We start from the raw sequence: 22,323 nt of genomic DNA, 5'->3' as shown, positions 1-22,323 counted from the left end.
ACTGCCGGGGGACAGATGAACATCTACTACATTAACCTCGACCGCCGCACCGACCGGCGCGAGGCGATGGAAAAACGTTTTGCTGATCTAAAGCTCAACGCAACCCGCATCTCCGCCTTCACGCTTGACGACATCACTCCAGAACTGGACGCAAAATATTGCGCACCCCATCTGTTCGAGCCCATGTTGCGCGTTGAATTGGCCTGCACCTCAAGCCACTTCCGGGCCATGCGCGCCTTTCTGGCGTCCGACGCCCCTGTCGCCGCCATTTTCGAAGACGACGCCATTCTGGCGCCGCAACTGAGCGCGCTGTTCGAGCACATCGACGCCAATGGCCTGCCTTGCGATCTGCTGCGCTTGGAAACCTTCCTCGACCCAAAAAGCCAGATTTCGGTTACGCCAGTTGGCTCCCTCGGCGGATACACTCTGCACGACATGCAGCACTTTACCTGGGGGGCGGCAGGCTATGTCCTCACCCGCAAAGCCGCCGAGCGCTACCTTGCCAACCACACACTGCATCACACCATCGTTGACCGGGTGATTTGGCGTGACCTGCCTGACACCACCAATTTGACCATACGCCAGCTCGTTCCCGCGCTTGTCGTCCAGGAAGATCGTCTCAATCCGACCTTGCGTGTGGGGTCAGACCTCCACGGCGAACGCGCGCATGCCGCCCAACATATTCACACGCAAAAGCGCTCGCTCGCTTACGAACTCCGCCGCTTCTGGCGCTATGAGGTCAAAGTCGCCCTTCCGGCCCTTATCCACCGCACGCTCAAACTGTCGCACCGTACAATTGTGCCTTTCGCCGGTTCAGGGGTTGCGCCGGAGAGCAACAAGGCTTAGACCCACATTCAGCTACTCAACGGCCTGCCAAGGTTGTTGTTTGGTTAGGTTCGATAGCGGGGATTCCACCCTCCCTATCGGACCGACCTAAACCTTCCCAACATCGTCGGTAATGCCCAGCTCCAAGCGTAGCTTCTTGGTCAGCCCTTTGGCGACTAGCGTGTAGGATTGGCGCGCATAAGCGAGCAGATCGTCTTCGCTCAACGGCGCTATGTCAAAGACCTGCACCCAGGCGCGTTTGGCGAAATACGGCGCTTGGCTGATCCCCTCTAGGCCGGTCAGCATCTCAAAGCTCATTTCTGTCACTTTGAACACGATCCGCGGCGAGCCATCGCTCAAAAGGCAAAACACCTTGCCGCCCACCTTAGCGATGTGACTGTCCCACTGATCGACAAAAGTCACGCCCGGCCAAGAGCCCAATAGCTCATCGAATTTTTCGCGCTGAAACATGGTCATGCCTGCCCTCACTCAGACAAGCCTTAGCACAGACTGGGCCAAAATCTGTCAGCAGCGACACCCCCGCTTCAGCGCGGCAGGCAGCAGCACTTTCTAGCGCCTTGAACGCAGCGACTAAAACGGCCCCTCAGTCTGCCACGGTCTTGCCGTCCACCACCTTGATCTGGCGTTTGCACGAGGCAGCAATCTTTTCGTCATGGGTTGAGATGAGGAAGGTCGTCTTCTCATTCTCATTGATCTCGTGGATCAGCTCCATCACCTGACTTGCCGATTCCCGATCCAAATTCCCGGTCGGTTCGTCAGCGAGAATAAGCTCCGGCTGGTTCATCAGCGCCCGCGCAATCGCCACACGCTGCTTCTGCCCGCCCGAAAGCTGGGTGGCCCGAAAATCCATGCGATGGCCGAGACCCACGCGTTCCAGCAGCTCTGCTGCGCGTTTTTTGTCCTTAGCTGTTTCCCGCCCCGCGCCAAGCGCCGCCGGGAACACCACATTCTCCAGCGCCGTGAAATCGGGCAGCAAATGGTGGAACTGAAACACAAAACCGATGTGCTTGTTACGAAACTCAGTGAGTTCCGCATCCTTGGCCGTACTGAGGTTCTCCCCAAGCATAAAATGCTCGCCACTCGTCGGCTGCATCAGCGTGCCCAAAATGGTAAGAAGCGTGCTCTTGCCCGACCCCGATGGGCCTAGCAGCGCCGCCAGATCCCCTTCGGCAAGCTCCATATTGAGCCCCTTGAGCACGCGCGTTTCCGCCTCGCCCTCGCCATAGGTCTTGATCAGATTGCGAATTTCAACCAGCGCACTCATTGGCCAATCACCGAAACAGGGTCCACCTTCGCCGCTGCTCGCGCCGGCAGAATGGACGCCAAAATCGCCCCCAGCGCCGTCAGCGCGATGGCAAGCCCATAGGCCCCCTGCCGCACGTCAATCGGCAGACCGCCCGAGGTGGCCTCTTCCGGAACAGGGAAGGGCGATAGCGTCAAATACCCCAGCCCAGCCCCGATCAACGCACCGAGCACACCAATCAGCGTGCCCTGAATAACAAACACCGCCACCACAAAGCCGCGGCTCGCGCCAAAGGCCCGCATAATCCCGATCTCCGGACGGCGACGATAGGTCGAGAGCAACAGCGCCGATGCCACCCCAATAACGATCGTCACCAGAGCAAAGCCCTTAATCAGATTGCCCGAATTGGCCTGCGCCTTAAGCCCATCGAGCAAGCTGGCATTCCCCTCCGTCCAAGACGTCGCCTTAAGTCCAGTGTCCGCACCCAATTGGCGGGCATAGGCGTCCGCTTGATTGAGATCGAAAAGCTTGACCTCAACCTTGCTCACCCCCTGCGGCAGCTCCATCAACACCCGCGCCGTCGCAGTGCTCACATAAGCCGCCCGCGCATCAATCGCCTCAACGCCAAGCTCGAAAATCCCGCCGATCACCAGCGAGCGTTCAACATTGCGGTCCGATTGCAGCCGGATCACTTGCCCCACACTCACTCCGAGGTCGTTGGCGAGGGTTCGTCCCACCAATACGCTGGCGTTGGACAAAAGCGTCGTCCCCGCCACCAGTGCCGACTCAATATCGGCGATCGAGGACACCTTGTCCGCATCCAGCCCAGTGATAGAAACCGGCGCACGCGATTGCCCCCGAATGACAAAGCCATTGCCCACGATCTGCGGCGACACCGCGCGCACACCCGGCATGGCCTCAATGGAGGGCATGAACGCGTCAGCGGTGCGCAAGGTCTCGCGCTGCCCCGTCGCCTTTTGCTGCACGACCTGGGCTTGCGCGTCTTCCGGCAGTAGAAGCCCCGCGTCGCGGCTTGGCACTTCCAGCGTCACATGGGCGATATTGCCCACTGTCCGCTGCACCAGATAGCTCCCGAGCCCACCGATCAGCGCACTCATAAAGATAAACACGAACACGCCAACCGCCACACCGGCGATCAGCAACCCCGTCTGGGTTTTGTTAGAGGTCAGATAGCGCCAGGCAATTTTAAAGCCATAAACCATGGCGCTATTCCGCGACCAATGTGCCAGCCTCAACCTTGGCCGGATCGAGGATCACCACATCGTCCTGGTTAAGCCCGCTGGTCACAATCACGCGCTCCGCTGGCCAATCATTGAACTCAATGGGCCGGGCCTCTGCGACGCCAGCATTGGCCAGCATCACATGGCTCTGCGCGCCTTCCGTGATAATCGCGCGGCGCGGCACAGAAAGCGCGCCACTCACCTCTTCAACAATCACATTGGCATTGACCGTCAGCCCAACGGGCAGGTCCACCGCCTCATCAAAGCCAATCTTGATCGCCCGACCACCGGTAGATGCATCCACGGTCGGCGCTGCAAAGGTGACAGTGCCATGCTGGGCGACGCTCGCGCCCACAGGCTTGAGCAGAACCTTCAGCCCCTCGGCAACGCGCGAGGAATAGAGCTCGTCAACATCGGTCTCAACCACGAGGTCGGAGAGATCGGCGATGCTGAAGAGCTCGCCTTGCGTATCCACCAACTGCCCCAAATCAACACCACGGCTCAGCACTACGCCCGAGATCGGCGCAGTAATCGTATATTGCTTGAGCTGCGCATCGGCCTGCTCCAGCGCTGCCTGCAGGCGCGCCGTCTCAGCAATTGCTGCCGACAATGAAAGTTCGGCGTCTTCGCGCGTCGAGCGCGAAGCGTTTTCGCCCAAGGCCTGAGCCCGCTCAGCGGTCGCCTTGGATTGGCTTTCTTTCACCTTTTGCGCATTGAGCGCAGCCCGCGCCTGCTGCCACTGCGCATCGGCCAGTGCCTTATCGAGTTCGACCAGCACCTGGCCCTTTTCCACCGTATCGCCGGTGTCCGCCGCCACAGTCAGCGCCTTAGCCGAAACCGCCGCGCGCACCGTCACCGAGTTTTTTGCCGCGATGCGCCCGTTGACCGCCAACACTTGCGAAATATCCTGCGGCGCGATGGTTTCCAGCGCCACTTGCACCCGCTTTGGCTCCCAGGGGCGAGCAATGGCTCCATAAGCCCCAAGCCCTACCAGCGCCACCAAACCGAAAATCAGCATCCCCTTGGGACGCTTCCGCTTCGTCTTCTGTTCCGGGTTGGGCTTGGCCACTGGTCTCATCCTAATGCGGTTTCTGCCTAAACGCCGGCAGAGGCGGAAAGAGTTCAAATAAACGCGAGCATAAATTCAAACGCGCTATTTAACCTTGATATTACGATAAAAGGCCACCAGCAGATCACTGGCGGCCTTTGAAAAATTCAACACGCTGAAGCGGAAAGCCTCAGTTCTCCTCGCCCACATCAGGCAGGGGCAGAAACTCAACACCCTCGTCGACCAGCGCTGCAACCTCATCCTTGGTCGCTTCGCCATAAATGCCGCGCGGTGCAACTTCCTCGAAATGGATTTTGCGCGCTTCCTCGGCAAATTTATCGCCAACATAGTCCGCTTCGTTGACCACCTTCTGGCGGTACTGGCGCAAAAATTCACGAACCTTGGCCGCTTCCGGATGAGCAGCCGACAGCGACACACGTTCACTGTCCTTGCGCGCCACAGCGGGCGCCATCATCGCTTTTTCTACGGAGCGTCCGCCACAGATCGCGCACAGCACAATGCCACGCGCCTTCTGCTCGTCATAAGCCGCTGCGCTCTTAAACCAAGCGTCGTAGCTATGCCCTTCGGCACAATGCAATGAATACTGGATCACGGTTCAAATCGTTCTTGCAGGGGCAGTTTTGGTGCCATCCCGGTCATATAGGGGGTTTTACCCCTCATGCAAAGCCGGAGCGGCAAAGCTGCGGGCATTGGCCAAGGCCGGCACACGTTGGCGCGCCTCGCCCACCGCCGCCAAATCAACATCAGCGATCAACACGCCGGGCCGATCATGGTCCAACTCCGCAATTACTTTCCCCCAAGGGTCAATAATCAGCGAATGCCCATAAGTGGCGCGGCCATTGGGGTGATGCCCGCCTTGCGCCGCCGCAATCACATACGAGCCTGTTTCAATCGCCCGCGCGCGCAAAAGCACATGCCAATGCGCCTGCCCTGTCGGCACCGTAAACGCCGCTGGCACCGCCATCAGCTGCGCTCCGGCATTAGCCAGCGTGTTGAACAGTTTTGGGAAGCGCATGTCGTAGCAAATGGCAAAGCCAAGGGTGAACGCATCCACCTGCGCCACCACAGCCTCTTCGCCCGCCTTATAGGTGGCGCTCTCGCGATAGGCGTTGAGCCCGGCAATATCGGCATCGAACAGGTGGATCTTATCGTAGATTTTCACCTGCTGCCCGTCGGGCCCAAACAGGACTGAGCGATTGGCAAAGCGCCCATCCTCAAGCGGGATCGGCAGCGAACCGATATGCACATACATGCTGTGCTGCTTGGCCAATTCCCCGACGCGCTGGAGTTGTGGGTGCCCTTCAAAATTCGCCGCCACCGAGCGCAGCTGATCCCGGTTTTCCGGGAACAGCAATGCAACCTCCGGGGTCTGCGCATACCGCACCCCAGCGGCCGAAGCCTCCGCCAACATGGGCTCCAGCGCGGCCAGATTGGCCTGCGGATCAAGCCCGGAACACATTTGAATGGCGGCGATCTTCATGGTGAAACGCTCAGCTCGGCTAAATTGGGGTCTGCTTAGTTCGCCAACAGCAGGTCGAGCCCACCCTGGCGATCAAGCGCCGACATATCGTCATAGCCCCCGACATGGGTTTCGCCGATGAAGATTTGCGGCACGGTGCGACGACCATGAGCGCGTTCCATCATCAGCTCGCGCACCGCCGGGTCCACAACACTGATTTCCTCAAAGGCAACGCCCTTTTCAGTGAGCAGCGCCTTAGCGGCGTGGCAGTAGGGGCATGTCGGGGTCGTATAGATTTCGACCTTAGCCATTTGAATTCTCCGTCACTATTGTGCCTCTTATATGGGGTTGTCGTCGCCAATGACAACGCGGGCAAAGCTGAGCACCTCAATCTTCTCAACACCCGCCCGCTTGAGTACCCGCGTCACCGCCTTAACCGTCGCGCCTGTGGTGTAAACATCGTCAACAATCACCACCCCGCGCCCTTTCAAGCGCTCCAAAGCGTGTGGATGGGCGGCAAAGGCCCCCTGCACGTTTTTGAGCCGCCGATCGCCACTGAGCCCAACTTGCTGCGCCGTTTTGCGTTTGCGCCTCACGACGAACGCATCAACCTCCAGCCCCACCAAGCGCGCAATCTCCTGCGCCAGCATCATGGATTGATTATAGCGCCGAAACCGCAAGCGGCTGGCATGAAGTGGCACCGGAACCAACACCGGTTTTGCGCTCCAAAACTCTCTGCCCGCGCCAACCATCAACCGCGCGCATAGTTTTGCCAGCTCCGGCCGGTCGCCATATTTGAGCTTGGCGACCAGCGCCCCCGCCATTTCATTGTAGTTAACGCTTGCTCGGGCCCGCGCAAAGGGCGGCGGGTCCGCGATCGCCTCAGCGGACAGAAAGTCTCCCCCTTCCGCTTCCACCGGAATGCCCATTACCGAACAGAGCGGGACGGTGATCGGGCGCAGCTTTGCAAAACACGCCCCACATAACCCTTGAGCCTCGGCCAATGGCGCCCCGCAACCGCCGCAACAAGGCGGATACAACTGGTCGAGCAAAGAAGCGCCCGCCCACGCGAGCCCCCCGCGCACACGCCTCCAAGCTCCGGCTTTGACTTCGCTTCCGCCCCTCTTCATAAGGGACATTCTGTCACAGCCCCAATTTGGCGAAAGCCCCTCTTATGTCTGCCCCGCCCCGCCTCTTCGACGCCGCCCAGATCGCCCGCAATTTGGCGCGCCGCGCCACGAGCGAAAACTTCGTCCGCGATCTGGTGCTGGATGATTTGGCGGAACGCCTCAGCGCCTATAAGCGCAGCTTTGCCCGCGCCATCATCATCGCGCCCGACGCATCGACGCTTCCGACAACCCTCTTCACCGCCGATGGCCCCGTCCCGGTCACGCTCATCGAAGCCTATTCTGGGGCCGAATTTCCCGACCTGCCCGAAGGCGAGCAAGACCTCATCATCTCGCTCCTCCATCTGCACACCATTGACGATGTCCCCGGGCACCTGGTTCGTCTCCGCCGCCGTCTCAAACCCGATGGTCTTTTCATGGCGGCCTTTTTGGGCGGCGATACACTCACCGAGCTGCGCGAAGCTTTTCTCTCCGCCGACCTCACGATTTCCGGCGGTTCCTCGCCGCGCGTTGCCCCCATGGCGCAAGTGCGTGATGCGGGCGGTCTTCTGCAACGCGCTGGCTTTGCCCTGCCCGTCGCCGACGTCGAAACCCATCGCGTCCGCTATTCCTCCCCCTTCGCCCTCATGGCCGAAGTCAAAGCCTTGGGCGCATCCAACCCCTTGCTCGAGCGCCCCAAACGCTTTGCCACTCGCACGCTCCTCGCCGAGGCGGCGCAAGCCTATGCGAACCGCGATGCCGACCCCGACGGCCGCATCCGCGCCACTTTAGAAATCATCTGGCTCGCCGGCTGGGTACCCCACGAAAGCCAACAAAAACCCCTAAAACCCGGCAGCGCCACTGTCTCCATGACCAAACTTTTGGGCGACAAGGCCTAATCCTCCAAAAGCTCCTTCCCCAAAGCCCCCTAAGCACACCGCCCCAATCCCTCCCCCGCTTCCGGGGGAGGTTAGGTGGGGGCTTATGCGACCACCCCATACCTGCCCACACCGTCATCCCTCTGGATGGCCGGGTCCATCTCCCAAGCCCCCCCCCAAAACACTAGACCGCCTCCCTCCCTTCGAGGCGAGGGATTGAGGATGGGGGCAACATCCCCAAAGCCAAAACAGCAAAATCCCAAAAACAAAAAGGGCCGGTGTTGCCACCGACCCTTTTAATCTCAATGCGTCGTCGAAACTTACGCGGCAGCTTCTTCGTCGCTATCAGCGTCCGCGGCATCAGCCTTGGTGCGCTTCGGGCTCTTGGCGAGCTGCTTTTCGATCAGTTGCACAGCTTCGGTCAGGGTCAGCTTACGCACCGAACCGATTTCACGGCTCATGCGATCCATTGCCTGTTCAAACAGCTGGCGTTCCGAATAGGACTGCTCTGGCTGTTCTTCCGAACGATAGAGGTCACGAACAACTTCCGAGATAGCGATCAGATCGCCCGAGTTGATCTTGGCTTCATATTCCTGAGCGCGGCGCGACCACATGGTGCGCTTGACGCGAGCGCGACCGGTAACGGTGTCGAGCGCCTTCTTCACTTCTTCGTCTTCGGCCAGCTTACGCATGCCAACAGACTTGATCTTTGCTGTAGGGACGCGCAGTGTCAGCTTGTCTTGTTCAAAGCTGATAACGAACAGCTCAAGGGTTAGCCCGGCGACTTCCTGCTCTTCGATCGACACGATCACGCCGACGCCATGTGCTGGGTAGACGACAAATTCGCCCGTCTTGAACCCAAGCCGCTGCTGCTGCTTCTTGGCTACCATATGCTGGAACTCCTTGTTGACGCCCCACAATGGCCGGTTCCTTGCGGCAAGGACCTGCCATAGATACTCAATTACTCAAACGCCGAAGCGCTTCAGGCAGCAGAGCTTCACGGTCGCCCGGATCCGCTTTCCGTGCGCCATTCACCAGATGATGTGTGTCAAAAAAATCGTGCCTAAAGGCACGGTGCTGACGGGCTCAACTGCTTATGGGAGTACCATAGCATAAAATTTCGGCAGAATCAAAAGGTACTAATCAAAGCGCGAATACTGCGCAAGCGCGCGCGCGTCACAGTTTAGCCCTTTCCCAACAAACCCTTGCGCCGCCGAGAAAAACCGGCGGCGGCAAGTTGTGTACGTAGCTTTAGTCGCCTTCGCCGGGCGTCTCAGAGAAGTACTTTTCGAGCTTACCTTCTTCGCCATCACGTTCCTTTGCTTCCGCCAAAGGATCGCGACGTTCGGTCAAATTAGGCCAAGCGGCTGCATACTTCCGATTCAGTTCAAGCCATGAGTCGAGGCCTGGCTCGGTATCTGGCTTGATCGCTTCGGCCGGGCATTCTGGTTCACACACACCGCAGTCGATGCACTCGTCCGGGTGAATGACCAGCATGTTCTCGCCTTCGTAGAAGCAGTCTACAGGACAAACTTCAACGCAGTCGGTGTACTTGCAGGAGATGCAGTTGTCGGTGACAATGTAAGTCATATTTGCAGGATTTCCCGTGGGGAAGCGACCCTAGCCTTGGGCAGGACCGGGCCAATCTCAACTGGGTTTGGTGCTAACGTGTTTTTGCCGAGGCCGCAAGGCTAGCAAGGGAGACTGTTTGGCGCAGAACAGCTCTTGGTGAATACGTTATTCTATTCCTCGAACCCATCGCGCAGACGATCGGTGTCGCGCCGCTCTTTTTTCGTCGGACGCCCTGCCCCCGGTGCCCGCTCGGCAATCGCCGCCTCATAGGGGCTTTTCTCGGATTTCGGCAGAGGTGGGGGTGATAGATCCTCGTAAAGCCCTTGGGCTTCGGCTGCCGGTCCCCGCCGCACGCCCGGATCGACAATGCGCCAGACGAGCACGCGATTGTGCAGCGCCATCGTCAGCACATCGCCTGCGCCGACCTTATGGTCACTTTTATCCGTCTTTTCGGAATTTACCCGGATGGCGCCGGTTTCGATGATCTTTTGCGCCAGAGTGCGTGATTTTACGGCACGCGAGAAAAAGAGGAACCGGTCGAGCCGCTCCTTGCGGAGCGGTACCTCGCCCGGTCCCAATTTGTCTTACTCGGACTTGCCGCGCAGCGCGGCAAGCTTTGCGAACGGGCTGTTCGGATCGAAGGCCACCTTGCGCTCTTCGCGCTGAGGAGGACGGCGATTCTCCGGACGTTCGGTCTTTTCTGGGCGGGTCTTGCCAGCTGGACGCGTGTTGCGTTCTTCGACTTCAGGACGGCGTGGGCCCTTATTGCGCGGACGCTCGTTTGGACGACGTTCCTGCTGCTGCGCACCTTCGCCTTCTGGGCGACGGCCACGGCCTTCAGGACGACGATTCTGGTTGTTCTCATTGTGGCGACGGCCACCCGGGAACCACACTTCGTCAAACTCAGGCTCTGCTGGGGCAGCCGGCGCAGCCACTTCCGCTTCAGCAGCAGGCGCTGCCTCTTCGGTTGCAACCGCGTCAGCAGCATCAGCCGCTGGTGCATCCGCGACGACTTCAACCGGCGCCGCAACCTTTACGGTCTTGCGCAGGCGATAGCCCAGCGAAGAGAGAATCGAGGCGAAATCTTCGCCCGAGCAACCCAGCAGCGAGGTCATCTCGACCGTGACGCGGAAGCCATTGGCTTCGGCAGCACCCACTGGCAGCTCACCCTGGTATGGGCGCGATGCATCGAGCGCGATCAGCGGACGGATGATATCGGCAAGGCGTTCGAGAATATCGATACGCACAGCGCGCTTACCGGCAACCTTAAAGCCTGCAACCTCATAAAGGCGCGTATCGACTTCAGGATCGACGAGGAAGGAGGTGCGGCCCGACAGCACGATGTGCGGAATATCGGTCACGCCTGCCTGACGCACGCCACCGTTCTTCAAAGCGAAGAGAATCAGTGCCAGCTCGCGAGGCGCGGGCTTGAGCGATAGCGGCAGGTAGATGTGGTAAGCACCAAATTTGATGCCCAGCTTACGCAGCTTGCCGCGTTCGTCCTGATCCAGACCCTTTACATCGTCGGCCATAGCCGCGCGTGGCATGACGCCAAGGTTTTCGAACAGGCGATAGGCGATGCCGCGAGCGGTGCCTTCGACGTCGGCCGGCGCTTCCAGGCTCATCACCTGCTCAAGCACGGTGTTGATGTGGTGGCGGAGCCAGAGCGACAGACGATCCTGCACGCGGTCCAAATCAGGACCGGTCAGGCTTTCGTCAGCCAGAGTGATGATACGCGGACGATAGAGGCTATCGCCTTCTGCTAGTTCCGCCACAACTTCACCGCGCCAGCGCAGACGGCCATCGGTCGTCAGCACAAATTCTTCGTTCGGCGCACCCGCGAGCCGGTCGGCTCGGTGGTGAATCTCCGGCGCGACCACAGACTCGGCCGCGGTACGAACGCCCTTGGCGTCAGTGTCGCCTTCTGTTCGGGCAAGGGTGAAGCGGAAGCCTTCGAGCGTGCCGATGAGGTGGCCTTCCAGCCGCACTTCGCCACGTTCATTGATCTCGGGAGATACCATACGTTTGTCTTTCAGATGGCGGAGCAGTACGCTGGTGCGCCTGTCGACGAACCTCTGTGTGAGCCGTTCATGTAGAGCGTCACTCAGTCGATCCTCTATGTCTCGCGTCTTTTCGCGCCAATGAATTGGGTCTTCAAGCCAGTTTTTACGATTTGCGACAAAGGTCCAAGTCCGGATTTGCTTAATCCGGTTGCTCAGAGTGTCAATGTCGCCCTCTGCATTGTCGCAAAAGCGCACCTGCTCGGCAATCCAGTCTGCGTTGACAGAACCTTTTCGCCTTAAGTCCGAGTAAATGCGCGTTACGATCTCACCATGCGCAGCAGGTGAGATGCCCTGATAATCAGGTATCTGACAACATTCCCAGAGGAGTTTGACGCTATTCTGGCCTTTTACGAGGCTTGCCGCCTCATTTCTGGCCAGAAATTCTAGCGCCAATTGGTCTGTAGCCACAGGAACTCTGGTTAAAGTTCTGTCGCTAGGCGCTTTTTCTAGTGATGCATGCAGACGCTCTAGAGATGAAAAATCTAGCGCGCTGTTGCGCCATTGCACCACTTTTATCGGCTCGAAGTCGTGTGTTTCGAGCGCAATAACCAATTCTTCGTCGAATCCCTCGGTCCCACCGGTCACGCCAAACGTGCCGTCACGCTTGTGACGACCGGCGCGGCCCGCGATTTGCCCGAGTTCGGACGGCGTCAATGGACGGCTCTGCCGCCCATCAAATTTGCTATCGTCGGCAAAAGCGACGTGCCCAATATCCAAATTGAGCCCCATGCCGATGGCGTCAGTCGCCACGAGGAAATCCACATCCCCGTTTTGATAGAGCTCCACCTGTGCATTGCGCGTGCGGGGCGATAGCGCCCCCATCACCACCGCCGCGCCACCGCGTTCGCGGCGCATCAATTCGGCAATGGCGTAAACCTGCCGCGCCGAAAACGCGACAATGGCCGAACGCGCTGGCAAGCGGCTCATCTTCTTTGAGCCCGAATATGTCAGCTGCGAAAAGCGCGGACGCTCGATAATCTCAACATGCGGCACGAGCTTGTAGATCACCCCGGCCATGGTCAGCGACCCCAGCAGCAAGGTTTCCTGCAAGCCGCGCGTATGCAAAATGCGGTCGGTGAACACATGTCCGCGGTCAAAGTCGATCGCGGTTTGGATTTCGTCGATACACACGCAATCGACGTGAATATCGGTGGGCATGGCTTCAACCGTCGCCACCCAATAGCGCGGCTTTTCCGGCACGATGCGTTCTTCGCCCGTCACCAGCGCCACCGCCTGCACGCCCACACGCTCGACCACGCGCTGATAGACCTCGCGCGCCAGCAAGCGCAGCGGCAGACCAATCATCCCGGTGGGATGGGCCAACATGCGTTCGATGGCGAAGTAGGTCTTGCCAGTGTTTGTTGGGCCAAGGATTGCCTTGACCGGGGCGTTAGGACGGAAACTCATTAGGGCCTATGTAGTCCGTCCTTGCGGCAGTTGCGAGTACCTTCCGCACGCGTCTCGGAAAAGCACACTGTCTTCCCTGTGATCGCTGGCATTTTAACGCTCAGAACAAAATTGGAACGAAGCAGAACCGAATCGACGCCAACGCATAAATCCGCTTTTGTTCACGGCTATATATAGCGGTTTTATCCCCACAACACACAAGCGCCTGTCCACAGTGCCCCTCAATCTCCCCGCAATCCCCAAAACCCGTTCAGCTTGGTGAAAACTTCGTTAATCTTTGGGGTTTGGTAAGACTTCTGACCAAGAGGTAAACTGCACAGTCGCCAAACTATTTTAGCCCTTCACACCGTCAAACGAGGGATTGCAGGCGTCTCAGGTTTGAAATTGATAAAGCAGACCATTGACGTTCCAAAACGGGACGCCTCTCCACAGCCCCCACCAACACCGCTCTTCCTCCCTCCCCCTGGAGGGGAGGGACTGAGGGTGGGGGGCAACAAGCCCAAGTCTCTTCACCTCTCCCTTTGGGGCTTCGGAGCGTGAAGGGATCGGTCCAGTGGACCGATCCTAGCGGAGAAGGCCGTGAGAGCTATGCTCGAATGGCTTGGTCGACGCGCAGCGTCGGGTGAGGGGGCCTTCCACCAAGCCAGCGTCATTGCCCGCTGAGTGGAGCCACCGGCCAAAACCCCCACTTACCCCCGGCTTTCAGCCTGCAGTTTCTTCCAGCGTTCAAGGCGCTCTGGATCAAGCTCGCCAGCGGCGACTGCCGCCCGCACGGCGCATCCGGGCTCATGGTCATGGCTGCAGTTGCGGAATTTACACGAGGGCGCAAGTTCAGTGATCTCGGCAAAAAGCGTATCGAGGCCCTGCGCCACATCCTTGAGGTGCAAGCTCCGGACGCCCGGCGTGTCGATCACCCAACCACCGCCTGCCATGGCATGGAGCGATCGCGAGGTCGTCGTATGACGGCCTTTATCATCGCCCTGCCGGACGGCGCCGGTTAGCTGGGGGTGTCCCCCGTCAGAACCAACAAGGGTATTCACGAGAGTAGACTTGCCCACCCCCGACGAACCGACGAGCGCAACGGTTGCGCCCGGTCCGCACCAGGGGCGCAGCTTGGCCGCGGCGTCTTCTTCGCGCGCATTGAGCGAGATGACAGCTAGGCCGCGCTGTAGCACCGAGGCTTGCTGCTCCAGTGCTGCGACATCCTCTGCCAGATCGGCCTTGGTCAGCACGACGACAGGTTCTGCGCCAGCCTCATTGGCAAAAGCCAGATAGCGTTCGAGGCGCGCGAGGTTAAAGTCCGCATTGCACGAGGCAACGATGAGCATCGTGTCGACATTGGCCGCCACCAGCTGCATCGGCTTACGCCCTTCAGCGCTGCGCTCCAGCACGGTTTTGCGATCGAGCCTGCGCACGAGGAGAGAGGTAATGGGCTCGGCCAACACCCAATCCCCCACCGCAAAATCACCAGTATTGGTGTGCGGCGGCAGCTCAAGCTGGATCTGACCGGCGTCTGACAGTCCCGTCAATCGCCGGCGATGCACGCCATCGATCCGCAATGGCACAAGGTCATGCTCATCGCCCGCGAGCTGATCTTGGAAAAACGCTGACCAGCCCAAGTGGTTCAAGACCTCAGCTCCATCGTTTTCGATCTGGCTCATCATTGCCCCATCCAATGGCAAAACAGCACCAAAACAGCGCACATACTGATTTCGACGCCCTTCACTCTCAAGCGGACGCTTCGTCGGAAGCCACCGTCTCGTCGGCCTCGACCACAGGCTTGAGCTTGGCTTGCGCCTTTTCAGCCTTCTTAAGCGATTTGAGCCTGTCGCGTTCTTGACGTTCGAAATTGTAGTTTGGAGTGCGGGCCATGGGTCCTCGTCTAATATGAACCCAAGTTCCTGATCCTTTTTGCCTTCAAACGCAAGCCGCTGCGCCGATCTCTCCTCCACGCGCGCCGTCATGCACTGGACCGACAAATTCTCTCCCTACCCAGCGCCGGGTCGCCCGGGGCAATCTTTCGATTATAGTTTTAGAATTCGTCGCCTTGATGAAATTTGGTCCGTTCGGCGCCGAATTATCCGACAAACGCTAGAAATAAATCCCAAAAAAACATTCGTCATTGTGCTTTCTGGGCGTATCTGATATACACCTATTTACTCGTTTTCAGCCCAAGTCGGCTGCCGTTCCCCGGTGTAAACTGGGCCTTGGCTTTCTGATCAACTTTGCGAACGTTTACAACTCCATTGCATGTCGCGATGGGGTAATAGCTCGTTTTGTAGTGATCTCGAGCACTAAGGATATTCCCATGACCCGTTTGAACGGTACCGTAAAATTCTTTAACGCCACCAAGGGCTTTGGCTTCATCACGCCAGACAATGGCGGCAAGGATCATTTCGTACATATCTCCGCAGTTCAGAACTCCGGCGTTGATGGTCTGTATGAAAATGACAAGGTCAGCTACGAAGCTGAAACAGGCCGTGACGGTCGCGAGTCCGCGATCAATCTCGTTCTGGACAAGTAAGCCTTATACGGCACTTGAGGGTCGCCTACGGGCGGCCTTTTTATTTATCTGGCCCACACCAGCGCTGACCATCGGGCTCAAGCAGTCTGCCGATGCAAGCGGCCCCTCTCGCGAACAGCAATAGCGTGCAATGGTGGACGAACGCCGTCACCTGATCTGCAGCGCGGGCGCCCGTCGCCAGGCCGAAGCGTAACGCCCATAACTGCCTTAAACTCTTGGAGATCTCCCATGTTGCACCGATATAAAGTCGGCGATTTGCTCGATATGCGAACCGATCTGCGCCGGAGCAATCGCCCCGCAGGAACGTGCGAAGTCTTGACATGCTTGCCCCACGAAAAAGGGCCGCTCATGTATCGGGTGAAGTCCGTGAGTGAGCGGAACGAGCGCGTGATGGAAGAGGCAGATCTGTCCCCCAGCGACAGCGCCAAGTCCCTCCGTCAAGCCAATGAGAGCTTCTTCAGCATTGCCGTGTCCAAGCGCTAAGCTGAACCTGCCTAAAGCCGCGCAATTATCTCCAAGCCTAGCTGACCGAGCTCTCACCGGATCGACGGGCCGCGCCGCCTAGCGCGCATAGGCGTAAAACGGATTATCGTGCGTCAGAGCCCGCAGCGCCTCCGCGCTCACCCCCTGCTCGCGCAATTGCGGCATCATCACATCGCTCAGATGCGTAAAAGGCCGCTGCTTGCCCCCGCGCGGCTGGGCGGGGTCATACCAGCCAAGGTCATGACTGACCAAAAGCTGGTCCCATTGCCCCTTTTCGTGGGCTCGCAAAATGAGCGCTCGCACCGCATCGTCCGGCTCACGCCCGACGTGGTCATATTCAATCCAAGCGCCGCGAGCGACCGCTTCATCATGCAGTCCGAGATCAGCCTCGCTCTGCGTATGGATCCAGATAAAGCGATCGGCCGAATACCCTTCCTCCTCGATAATATCGATCTGCCGCAGGGCCACGCGCCCGCGAATAGTGTGGCTGCCAATAACGGCCCCGGTGCGCGCCCCTGCCCGCGCCGCGGCCCGCAAGATGCGCTCTTCGAGTGGCGAAATCCCATCGTCCCCCGCGCTGATCTTGATCCATCCGGCGCGGAAATCGGCTTCCTCCAGCCGAATGGTCAGCTCCGCAACCATCCATGCTTCCAGCGCCGCATCATCGGCCGTGGCGACAAAGGGCGTAATCCAGGGCTCACGATAACTGCCTGTCGGCACCACGATGGGAAATTGGGTCGCCTGTGAAACCGCCAGATCCAAATCCGCGCGACGCCCTACCCCTGTTGTCGAACATTCCACCAATGCCGTCACGCCACGTTGTTTGATGGCCTCAATATGCGGGGCCATCACCGCAACGACATCACCTGCCTCAGCCTGCGCATAGCCGGGTTCATCAGGCGTCCGTAAATCAACAAAGACATGTTCGTGGGGCAAGATCATCCCCAACTGCTCGCGCCGCATCGGCCCCATGCTCGTATAAAGCAAGCGCTCGCTCTGCGTGTCTCCGTGTGACGATTCCGTCATGTGCTTCTGAACTCCCCCCCGAAGTGACCCAAGACTAGCCGCCCGCGCCGCTTTACGCCAAGTCCGCAAACGGCTCTTTCCAAGCTGGAACATCCATCAGCTGATCATGCCAGCGCCGGATATGGCTATAGTCTTCCAGCGGCAACTTGCCCTGCACCGCAAAAGGCAGCGCGGAAGCGACGCGAAAATCGGCATAGCTCATACGTCCGCCCACCAGCCATTCCCGTTGGCTCAGTTCGGCGTCTAAAATCGACGCAAAACGATGAAAGTCGACGACCAGCTCCTCGACCACCTTAGGGTCAGGCTCCCCCTGCCAAGCCACTGCCGTATAATTGTAAAAGACGATATCGCCTGCGATTTTGGTAAAATGGTGCGCGCTCCAGCTCACCCATTTCATCATCTCGACCCGATGTTCATCCGGCCAAAAATCGCTGCCGGTCAGCTCAATCAGCCGCATCGCAATAGCGTCCGTCTCCCACAGCGCCACGCCATCTTCCACCAAAAGCGGCGCGAGCGAATTGGGATTGAGCCCCAAAAACGCGTCTTTGTCTGCCCCCATTGGCGCATAGCGCTTGTATTGGACCTGTGCATTGAGATGCCGCGCGACAGCCACCGCCACGCGCGGGTTCAAATTCGGCGTATAATACAAAACCCTCTCTGCCATCGTCTCCTCCCAAGGACTATCCGGCGATCCTCACCCCATCTTCCACGAAAAGCAAAACAATGCTTCCCAACGCCCCGTGGCCACCCGCGCGATGAGCCAACGGCCCCACAGCTTTCGAAACTGACCACGAGCCCCTATTCACCCTGCCGCCGCCGCGCATAGACTGCCCGTCTCACTGCCGCGCAGGAGCGCCCTATGCCCACCATCACAGCCTTTAAAAGCTCTCCGGATAAAGGCGCAGGCTTGGCGCGGGACATGCGGGTGCGCTGGGCGCTCGAAGAGGTCGGGCAGCGCTATGATGTGCGCTTGCTAACCTTCGCCGAACTAAAACAAGCGCCCCACGTCGCCTTGCAGCCCTTCGGGCAAATCCCGAGCTTTGAAGACGGCGATATTGCCGTTTTTGAAACAGGTGCGATTGTTCTGCACATCGCCCAGCATCACCCCGGCCTGCTGCCCGAAACCCCTGCCGAGCGCGCCAAGGCCATAAGCTGGATGTTTGCGGCACTCAGCACCATCGAGCCACCCATCCTCGAACGGGAAAGCGCCAAATTCCTCGAGGCCGATAAAACTTGGCAGGTCGAACATTTTGCGCTCATCGACGCCCGCATCACGACGCGCCTTACCCAGCTCGCCGCCGCTCTTGGCGATGCCCCGTGGCTGATGGGCATTTTCAGCGCCGCCGACATCTTAATGGTGCATACCCTTAGCCGCTTAGGCAGCTCGGGCCTGCTCGAAAACCACCCATCTCTGGTTTCCTACATCGCCCGCGCCAAATCCCGCCCGGCCTACCAACGCGCCTTCTCCGCCCAATACGAAGTTTTCGCCAGCCTATCCAATTAACCGGTCCCTTTTTCGCCTCCCTCACCTTGAGGGGAGGGATTGAGGGTGGGGTTACAACCAAGCCCCAAGCATCAGGCGAAAAGCCCTCCACAAGCCGCTCTATAGGACATGAGGAAGCCAACGCCCGATGCGGCAGCGCACTTAGTAAGCAGCGGTGAAGCGCTCGCGGCTGTGCTTGTGCTGTTCGAGTTCATCGACCATCGCAATGGCATAGTCAGCAAAGCTGATCTTGCTCACCCCTGCTTCATCCGTGACCAGCGTATTGCCCCCCAGCCGGTAGTGTCCGAGGCGCGGACCGGCGAAAAAGTCCGCCGCCGGGGAGAAGAAGATCCAGTCGATCTCTGTTTCCCCCTTAAGATCCTCAAGGAAGGTAATCCCGCCCTGCACAAAGGGTCTGGCTTCATCAGGAAAGCCGGGGGCATCGATGAGCCGGACCCCTGGCGCAACCTCAAGGCTCCCCGCGCCACCGGTAAACAGAACCCGCCCTATACCAGCCTGCTTGGCCGCCGCCAACAGCGTGGCTGCGGGCACGTCAAAGCGTAACGCGCTAATCACCACGTCACAGACTTCAATCAGCTTGGAAAGTGCCGCAGCGTCGAATGCATCCCCCTTAACCGGCGTGACGCCCGGCGCCGTGGGGACGGTGTCGGGATTTGTGTCGACCGCCAGAACAACATGCCCCCGGCGGGCCAGTTCTTTGGTGATTTCCGAGCCAGCGCGGCCGCTCGCGCCCAACATTGCAACTTTCATATTTGATCTCCGATGGTTTCTATGGGAGACCTAGTGCTCGATAGGAACCAAGCATGCAAGACGGCACTTTCACCCTACCAGGTTACCCCGAGGGAACCCGCCCCGCACGCGGCCGCGTCTTTGACAGTGATTGCCCGACCCGCAAATTGCTCGATCGGATCGGCGACAAATGGAGCGTGTTGATTCTTCTGGTGCTCGGCGATGAGGACACACGCTTTAATGATCTCAAGCGTCAGATCGGCGGAATTTCGCAAAAAATGCTGAGCCAAACGCTGCAGTCTCTCAAGCGGGACGGCCTTATCACCCGCGCTGTCGAGCCAACGACGGCGGTCACCGTCACCTATTCGATCACGCCACTAGGACGCGAATTGCTGGCTGCATTGCGCTTCATGATTGATTGGGCCGAAGTTCGGCTGCCGGACGTAGAAAAAGCCCAGCGCCTTCATGACGCTGCCCTAGCCACCGATTGACAGCGCCAAGCTACAAAAATCGCTCTGCCCCTGCCCCATCGCCTCCCTCCCCTTGAGGGGGAGGGATTACGGGAGGGGTGACGACCAAGCCCCTACATCGGGCAAAAGCACTCCACACGCCGCCTCGAGCAGACCTGTGCGACCCAATCCGTCGCCGCTGTGCGGTGCCGTGGGATCACGCCATGCGGTTATAGCCGACGACGGCTCACGCCGCAGCCGTATGTGTGATGAACGCAAATGCTTCGCTCGCGGGAAGCGGCTTGGAGACGAAATAGCCCTGAATGGTCTCGCAGCCTGTCTCCAACAAAAACTTCATCTGCGCTTCTGTCTCTACGCCCTCTGCCACAATCTGCAGGCCCAATTTATGGGCGATGGCGATGATCGCCGAAGTTAAGGCCTCACCATCACTATCGTGCGGGATGTCAGCAATGAATGACCGGTCAATCTTAAGCTTGGAAACAGGAAAGCGTTTCAGCGCGGTCAAGCCGGAATAGCCCGTCCCGAAGTCGTCAATGGCCAAGGTGACACCCATGGCCCCAAGTTGCCGCATCAATTCAAGCGCCAGCGGCAAATCTGGCATCATCAGGCTTTCAGTTATCTCGACTTCGAGATTCTGTGGGCTCAAACCAGCCTCTGCGAGCGCGTCTTGCACGTCACTCAGGACAGTGCGCTCTTTGAACTGTCGTGGAGAGACATTCACGCAGACCTTAAAATCAGGCCCGAGCGTATCGACCCATTGTTTACACTGGCGACACGCCTCGCCGAGCACCCATCGCCCCAGCGCGACGATCAAACCATTGTCTTCGGCAAGCGGTATAAAATGCGCTGGTGCGATCAAGCCGTGCACTGGGTGGTTCCAGCGCACCAAAGCCTCGACACAATTGATCTGTCCGGTGCGCTGGTTGAACTGGGGCTGATAGTGCAAAACGAATTCGTTTTCGCGCAAAGCACGCCGCAGTTCCTCGGTTTTGGCGAGCTTTTGCTTACTACTATCCAGGATGTCCTGGGAGAACACCATCAAGCTGTCGCGACCGGATTCCTTGGCGTGATACATCGCGGCATCAGCATGGGCCAACAGTGTGGTGGCGTCAGACCCGTGTTCCGGATGCATGGCGACACCCACGCTGGACGTCATTTCGAGCATCATGTCATGAACGGGGATCGGCTCCGCGACCGCCGCCCGCAAGGCTTCCAGCCGGCCGATCACATTCTCTTTCAGCTTGCTCATCAGGATGACAAACTCGTCGCCGCCAACGCGGGCAACGATGCCGTCTTCCCCCACTTCGCGCTCAAGCCGCATCGCGATAACCTTGAGCAGCTCATCACCCGTGGCATGACCAAGCGTGTCATTGACGTGCTTAAAATTGTCGAGGTCTAGGAAGGCCAAAGCGAGCTGACCACCGACGTCTTTTGCCGATGCGAGGGTCACCTCAAAGGCCAGCTCCATGGAGCCGCGGTTCAATAGCCCGGTCAATCCGTCATGCGTGGCCAGAAAGCGTACGCGTTCTTCCGTTTGTCGGCGTTCTATGGCGATACCGGCAAGATGGGCCGCGATCCCGATCAATTCGTTGAGTTTGGCGTCAGGGGGGCCGCGTTCTGGCGAGTACAAGGCAAAGGTCCCCAAAACCTCCCCGTGGGAGGAGCGGATTGGGGTGGACCAGCAGGCTTGGTAACTCACGCCTTCAACCAGATGGAGGAAGTTGCTCCACCGGTAATCGCTGGCAATATCGGAGACGACAACTTGTTCATTGAACCATGCCGCTGTGCCACAGCTGCCCACCTCGGGGCCAATTGGCACGCTTTGGATGCGTTGCTTGTAGATCTCCGGCATGGACGGACCTGACGCCAGCAATAGGCTCTGCCCGTCCTCCGACCGGATCATCACCGAGCCCGAGACATTCACGGTCTGGGTCTCGATCATCAAAATCAGTTCGTCGAGAACTCTGTCGAGTTCAACACCTGTCGCCACGAGTTCAAGGAGGCGCGCCTGCGCCTGCACCAATTGCTCGGCCATTTTGCGAGAAGTGATGTCGCGCGACATGCCAATGACGCCGACCGTGTGACCGTTCTTATCCCGCAAAGGGGCTCGCGACATCATCAGCCAACGGTCGCCATTGCCGCCAAGAGAAATCTCCTCGATCCCGAGGTCGGGTACTCCCGTCGCGATCACCCGGCTCTCAACATCGGCAATTTTCTTTGCATCAGCGTAGGGATGCAGATCAAAATCTGTTTTCCCAAGGATTTGGTCGATGCTGTCCAGACCATTCGAGCGAACGATCGCCTCATTGGCAAAGATCAAGCGCCCCTCCAGATCTTTCATATAAATGTAGTCTGGAAACTGGTTGATCATCGCTTCCAATCGCTCATACCTGCCGTGGTCGGCCGACAGTTGAAGCCCTTGACTGGTGTGGCGATGCTGGTCTGACATGTTCGTTCGGTTCCGACCAAGGCCTTAAGTCGGCCAGTTGGGGTCATGCTCTCGGGGCAGGTCTCAATATACAACCAATCACCCGCTAAATCGAAGTTAAGAAGCCCAGCACTTTCTGAAGGTGCAAGCAGACCCAACGTCCTCAAAATCTATGAGCGACATTGGTTTGCGTAGGGCCATCAACGCGCTAGGGCGAGGCGCACTGGCGCCACATTGATGCAATTTTTCGTCAACACCACTAAGGTCTTGCGCCA

At 58.8% G+C, this 22,323-nt stretch carries 24 protein-coding genes; 6 read left to right on the top strand and 18 right to left on the bottom strand.

Features of this window, described 5'->3' with window-relative positions; all coding sequences use genetic code 11:
• Positions 1 to 15: 15 nt before the first annotated feature.
• On the top strand, positions 16 to 846 hold the full coding sequence (locus tag JHC09_RS12660; protein ID WP_199532202.1) for a glycosyltransferase family 25 protein: 831 nt from the start codon (positions 16 to 18) through the stop codon (positions 844 to 846).
• 87 nt (positions 847 to 933) lie between these two features.
• Here JHC09_RS12660 and JHC09_RS12655 read toward each other — a convergent pair whose 3' ends face one another.
• The 8 genes from JHC09_RS12655 to JHC09_RS12620 all read right to left on the bottom strand — a co-directional run bounded on the left by JHC09_RS12655 (position 934) and on the right by JHC09_RS12620 (position 6,988).
• A complete protein-coding gene (locus tag JHC09_RS12655) occupies positions 934 to 1,302 on the bottom strand; it encodes an MmcQ/YjbR family DNA-binding protein (RefSeq protein WP_199532201.1) in 369 nt (122 codons plus the stop codon).
• 127 nt (positions 1,303 to 1,429) lie between these two features.
• Entirely contained in the window at positions 1,430 to 2,110 is a 681-nt protein-coding gene (locus JHC09_RS12650; protein WP_169195475.1) for an ABC transporter ATP-binding protein, read from the bottom strand.
• The gene (locus JHC09_RS12645) at positions 2,107 to 3,312 is read right to left on the bottom strand and encodes an FtsX-like permease family protein (RefSeq protein WP_199532200.1); all 1,206 of its coding nucleotides are present in this window, start codon (positions 3,310 to 3,312) and stop codon (positions 2,107 to 2,109) included. Before JHC09_RS12645 ends, JHC09_RS12650 begins: the two co-directional genes overlap by 4 nt.
• A gap of 4 nt (positions 3,313 to 3,316) precedes the next feature.
• Positions 3,317 to 4,399 (bottom strand): efflux RND transporter periplasmic adaptor subunit, encoded by a 1,083-nt coding sequence (locus JHC09_RS12640; protein ID WP_199532199.1) that lies wholly within the window; start codon positions 4,397 to 4,399, stop codon positions 3,317 to 3,319.
• 169 nt (positions 4,400 to 4,568) lie between these two features.
• Positions 4,569 to 4,991 (bottom strand): DUF1178 family protein, encoded by a 423-nt coding sequence (locus JHC09_RS12635; protein ID WP_182394418.1) that lies wholly within the window; start codon positions 4,989 to 4,991, stop codon positions 4,569 to 4,571.
• 57 nt (positions 4,992 to 5,048) lie between these two features.
• Positions 5,049 to 5,879 carry a carbon-nitrogen hydrolase family protein gene (locus JHC09_RS12630; protein WP_199532198.1) on the bottom strand — a complete coding sequence of 277 codons (831 nt, stop codon included), beginning with the start codon at positions 5,877 to 5,879 and terminating at the stop codon, positions 5,049 to 5,051.
• Positions 5,880 to 5,914: 35 nt separating this feature from the next.
• Positions 5,915 to 6,169 carry a glutaredoxin 3 gene (gene grxC, locus JHC09_RS12625; protein WP_199532197.1) on the bottom strand — a complete coding sequence of 85 codons (255 nt, stop codon included), beginning with the start codon at positions 6,167 to 6,169 and terminating at the stop codon, positions 5,915 to 5,917.
• 27 nt (positions 6,170 to 6,196) lie between these two features.
• Positions 6,197 to 6,988: a ComF family protein gene (locus JHC09_RS12620; protein WP_199532225.1), complete on the bottom strand. Its 792-nt coding sequence runs from the start codon at positions 6,986 to 6,988 to the stop codon at positions 6,197 to 6,199.
• A 44-nt stretch (positions 6,989 to 7,032) separates the two neighbouring features.
• Between JHC09_RS12620 and JHC09_RS12615 the strand changes: the two genes are divergently transcribed.
• On the top strand, positions 7,033 to 7,863 hold the full coding sequence (locus JHC09_RS12615) for an SAM-dependent methyltransferase (protein WP_199532196.1): 831 nt from the start codon (positions 7,033 to 7,035) through the stop codon (positions 7,861 to 7,863).
• Between the two features lie 299 nt (positions 7,864 to 8,162).
• On the opposite strand, the gene JHC09_RS12610 is transcribed toward JHC09_RS12615, so the two are convergent.
• The 6 genes from JHC09_RS12610 to JHC09_RS12585 form a co-directional block, all read right to left on the bottom strand.
• On the bottom strand, positions 8,163 to 8,732 hold the full coding sequence (locus JHC09_RS12610) for a CarD family transcriptional regulator (protein ID WP_169195482.1): 570 nt from the start codon (positions 8,730 to 8,732) through the stop codon (positions 8,163 to 8,165).
• Positions 8,733 to 9,093: 361 nt separating this feature from the next.
• Positions 9,094 to 9,432, bottom strand: a complete 339-nt coding sequence (gene fdxA, locus JHC09_RS12605; protein ID WP_169195483.1) for a ferredoxin FdxA — start codon at positions 9,430 to 9,432, stop codon at positions 9,094 to 9,096.
• 152 nt (positions 9,433 to 9,584) lie between these two features.
• Positions 9,585 to 9,992: an RNA-binding S4 domain-containing protein gene (locus JHC09_RS12600; protein ID WP_182394420.1), complete on the bottom strand. Its 408-nt coding sequence runs from the start codon at positions 9,990 to 9,992 to the stop codon at positions 9,585 to 9,587.
• Between the two features lie 6 nt (positions 9,993 to 9,998).
• Positions 9,999 to 12,884 carry a helicase-related protein gene (locus tag JHC09_RS12595; protein ID WP_199532195.1) on the bottom strand — a complete coding sequence of 962 codons (2,886 nt, stop codon included), beginning with the start codon at positions 12,882 to 12,884 and terminating at the stop codon, positions 9,999 to 10,001.
• Positions 12,885 to 13,573: 689 nt separating this feature from the next.
• Complete coding sequence (rsgA, locus tag JHC09_RS12590; RefSeq protein WP_199532194.1) at positions 13,574 to 14,545, bottom strand: ribosome small subunit-dependent GTPase A; 972 nt, start codon at positions 14,543 to 14,545, stop codon at positions 13,574 to 13,576.
• Between the two features lie 67 nt (positions 14,546 to 14,612).
• A complete protein-coding gene (locus JHC09_RS12585; RefSeq protein WP_169195486.1) occupies positions 14,613 to 14,756 on the bottom strand; it encodes a hypothetical protein in 144 nt (47 codons plus the stop codon).
• A 436-nt stretch (positions 14,757 to 15,192) separates the two neighbouring features.
• On the opposite strand from JHC09_RS12585, the gene JHC09_RS12580 reads away from it, so the two are divergent.
• Together JHC09_RS12580 and JHC09_RS12575 are read left to right on the top strand one after the other, a co-directional pair.
• A complete protein-coding gene (locus tag JHC09_RS12580; protein WP_169195487.1) occupies positions 15,193 to 15,408 on the top strand; it encodes a cold-shock protein in 216 nt (71 codons plus the stop codon).
• 228 nt (positions 15,409 to 15,636) lie between these two features.
• The gene (locus tag JHC09_RS12575) at positions 15,637 to 15,891 is read left to right on the top strand and encodes a hypothetical protein (protein WP_199532193.1); all 255 of its coding nucleotides are present in this window, start codon (positions 15,637 to 15,639) and stop codon (positions 15,889 to 15,891) included.
• Positions 15,892 to 15,969: 78 nt separating this feature from the next.
• On the opposite strand, the gene JHC09_RS12570 is transcribed toward JHC09_RS12575, so the two are convergent.
• Together JHC09_RS12570 and JHC09_RS12565 are read right to left on the bottom strand one after the other, a co-directional pair.
• Positions 15,970 to 16,917, bottom strand: a complete 948-nt coding sequence (locus JHC09_RS12570; protein ID WP_248309009.1) for an esterase — start codon at positions 16,915 to 16,917, stop codon at positions 15,970 to 15,972.
• Between the two features lie 52 nt (positions 16,918 to 16,969).
• Entirely contained in the window at positions 16,970 to 17,581 is a 612-nt protein-coding gene (locus JHC09_RS12565) for a glutathione S-transferase family protein (protein ID WP_199532192.1), read from the bottom strand.
• A 195-nt stretch (positions 17,582 to 17,776) separates the two neighbouring features.
• Here JHC09_RS12565 and JHC09_RS12560 point away from each other — a divergent pair, with 195 nt between their 5' ends.
• The gene (locus JHC09_RS12560) at positions 17,777 to 18,421 is read left to right on the top strand and encodes a glutathione S-transferase family protein (RefSeq protein ID WP_199532191.1); all 645 of its coding nucleotides are present in this window, start codon (positions 17,777 to 17,779) and stop codon (positions 18,419 to 18,421) included.
• A 141-nt stretch (positions 18,422 to 18,562) separates the two neighbouring features.
• Here the strand turns inward: JHC09_RS12560 and JHC09_RS12555 are convergent, their stop codons facing one another.
• Entirely contained in the window at positions 18,563 to 19,171 is a 609-nt protein-coding gene (locus JHC09_RS12555; RefSeq protein ID WP_199532190.1) for an NAD(P)H-binding protein, read from the bottom strand.
• A gap of 53 nt (positions 19,172 to 19,224) precedes the next feature.
• Here JHC09_RS12555 and JHC09_RS12550 point away from each other — a divergent pair, with 53 nt between their 5' ends.
• Positions 19,225 to 19,641 (top strand): helix-turn-helix domain-containing protein, encoded by a 417-nt coding sequence (locus JHC09_RS12550; protein WP_199532189.1) that lies wholly within the window; start codon positions 19,225 to 19,227, stop codon positions 19,639 to 19,641.
• A gap of 205 nt (positions 19,642 to 19,846) precedes the next feature.
• On the opposite strand, the gene JHC09_RS12545 is transcribed toward JHC09_RS12550, so the two are convergent.
• The gene (locus tag JHC09_RS12545) at positions 19,847 to 22,069 is read right to left on the bottom strand and encodes an EAL domain-containing protein (RefSeq protein ID WP_199532188.1); all 2,223 of its coding nucleotides are present in this window, start codon (positions 22,067 to 22,069) and stop codon (positions 19,847 to 19,849) included.
• Positions 22,070 to 22,323 lie beyond the last annotated feature (254 nt).

It is taken from the genome of Devosia sp. MC532 (assembly GCF_016461625.1).
GTDB lineage: Bacteria > Pseudomonadota > Alphaproteobacteria > Rhizobiales > Devosiaceae > Devosia.
This window is presented reverse-complemented; position numbering and strand designations above follow the sequence as displayed.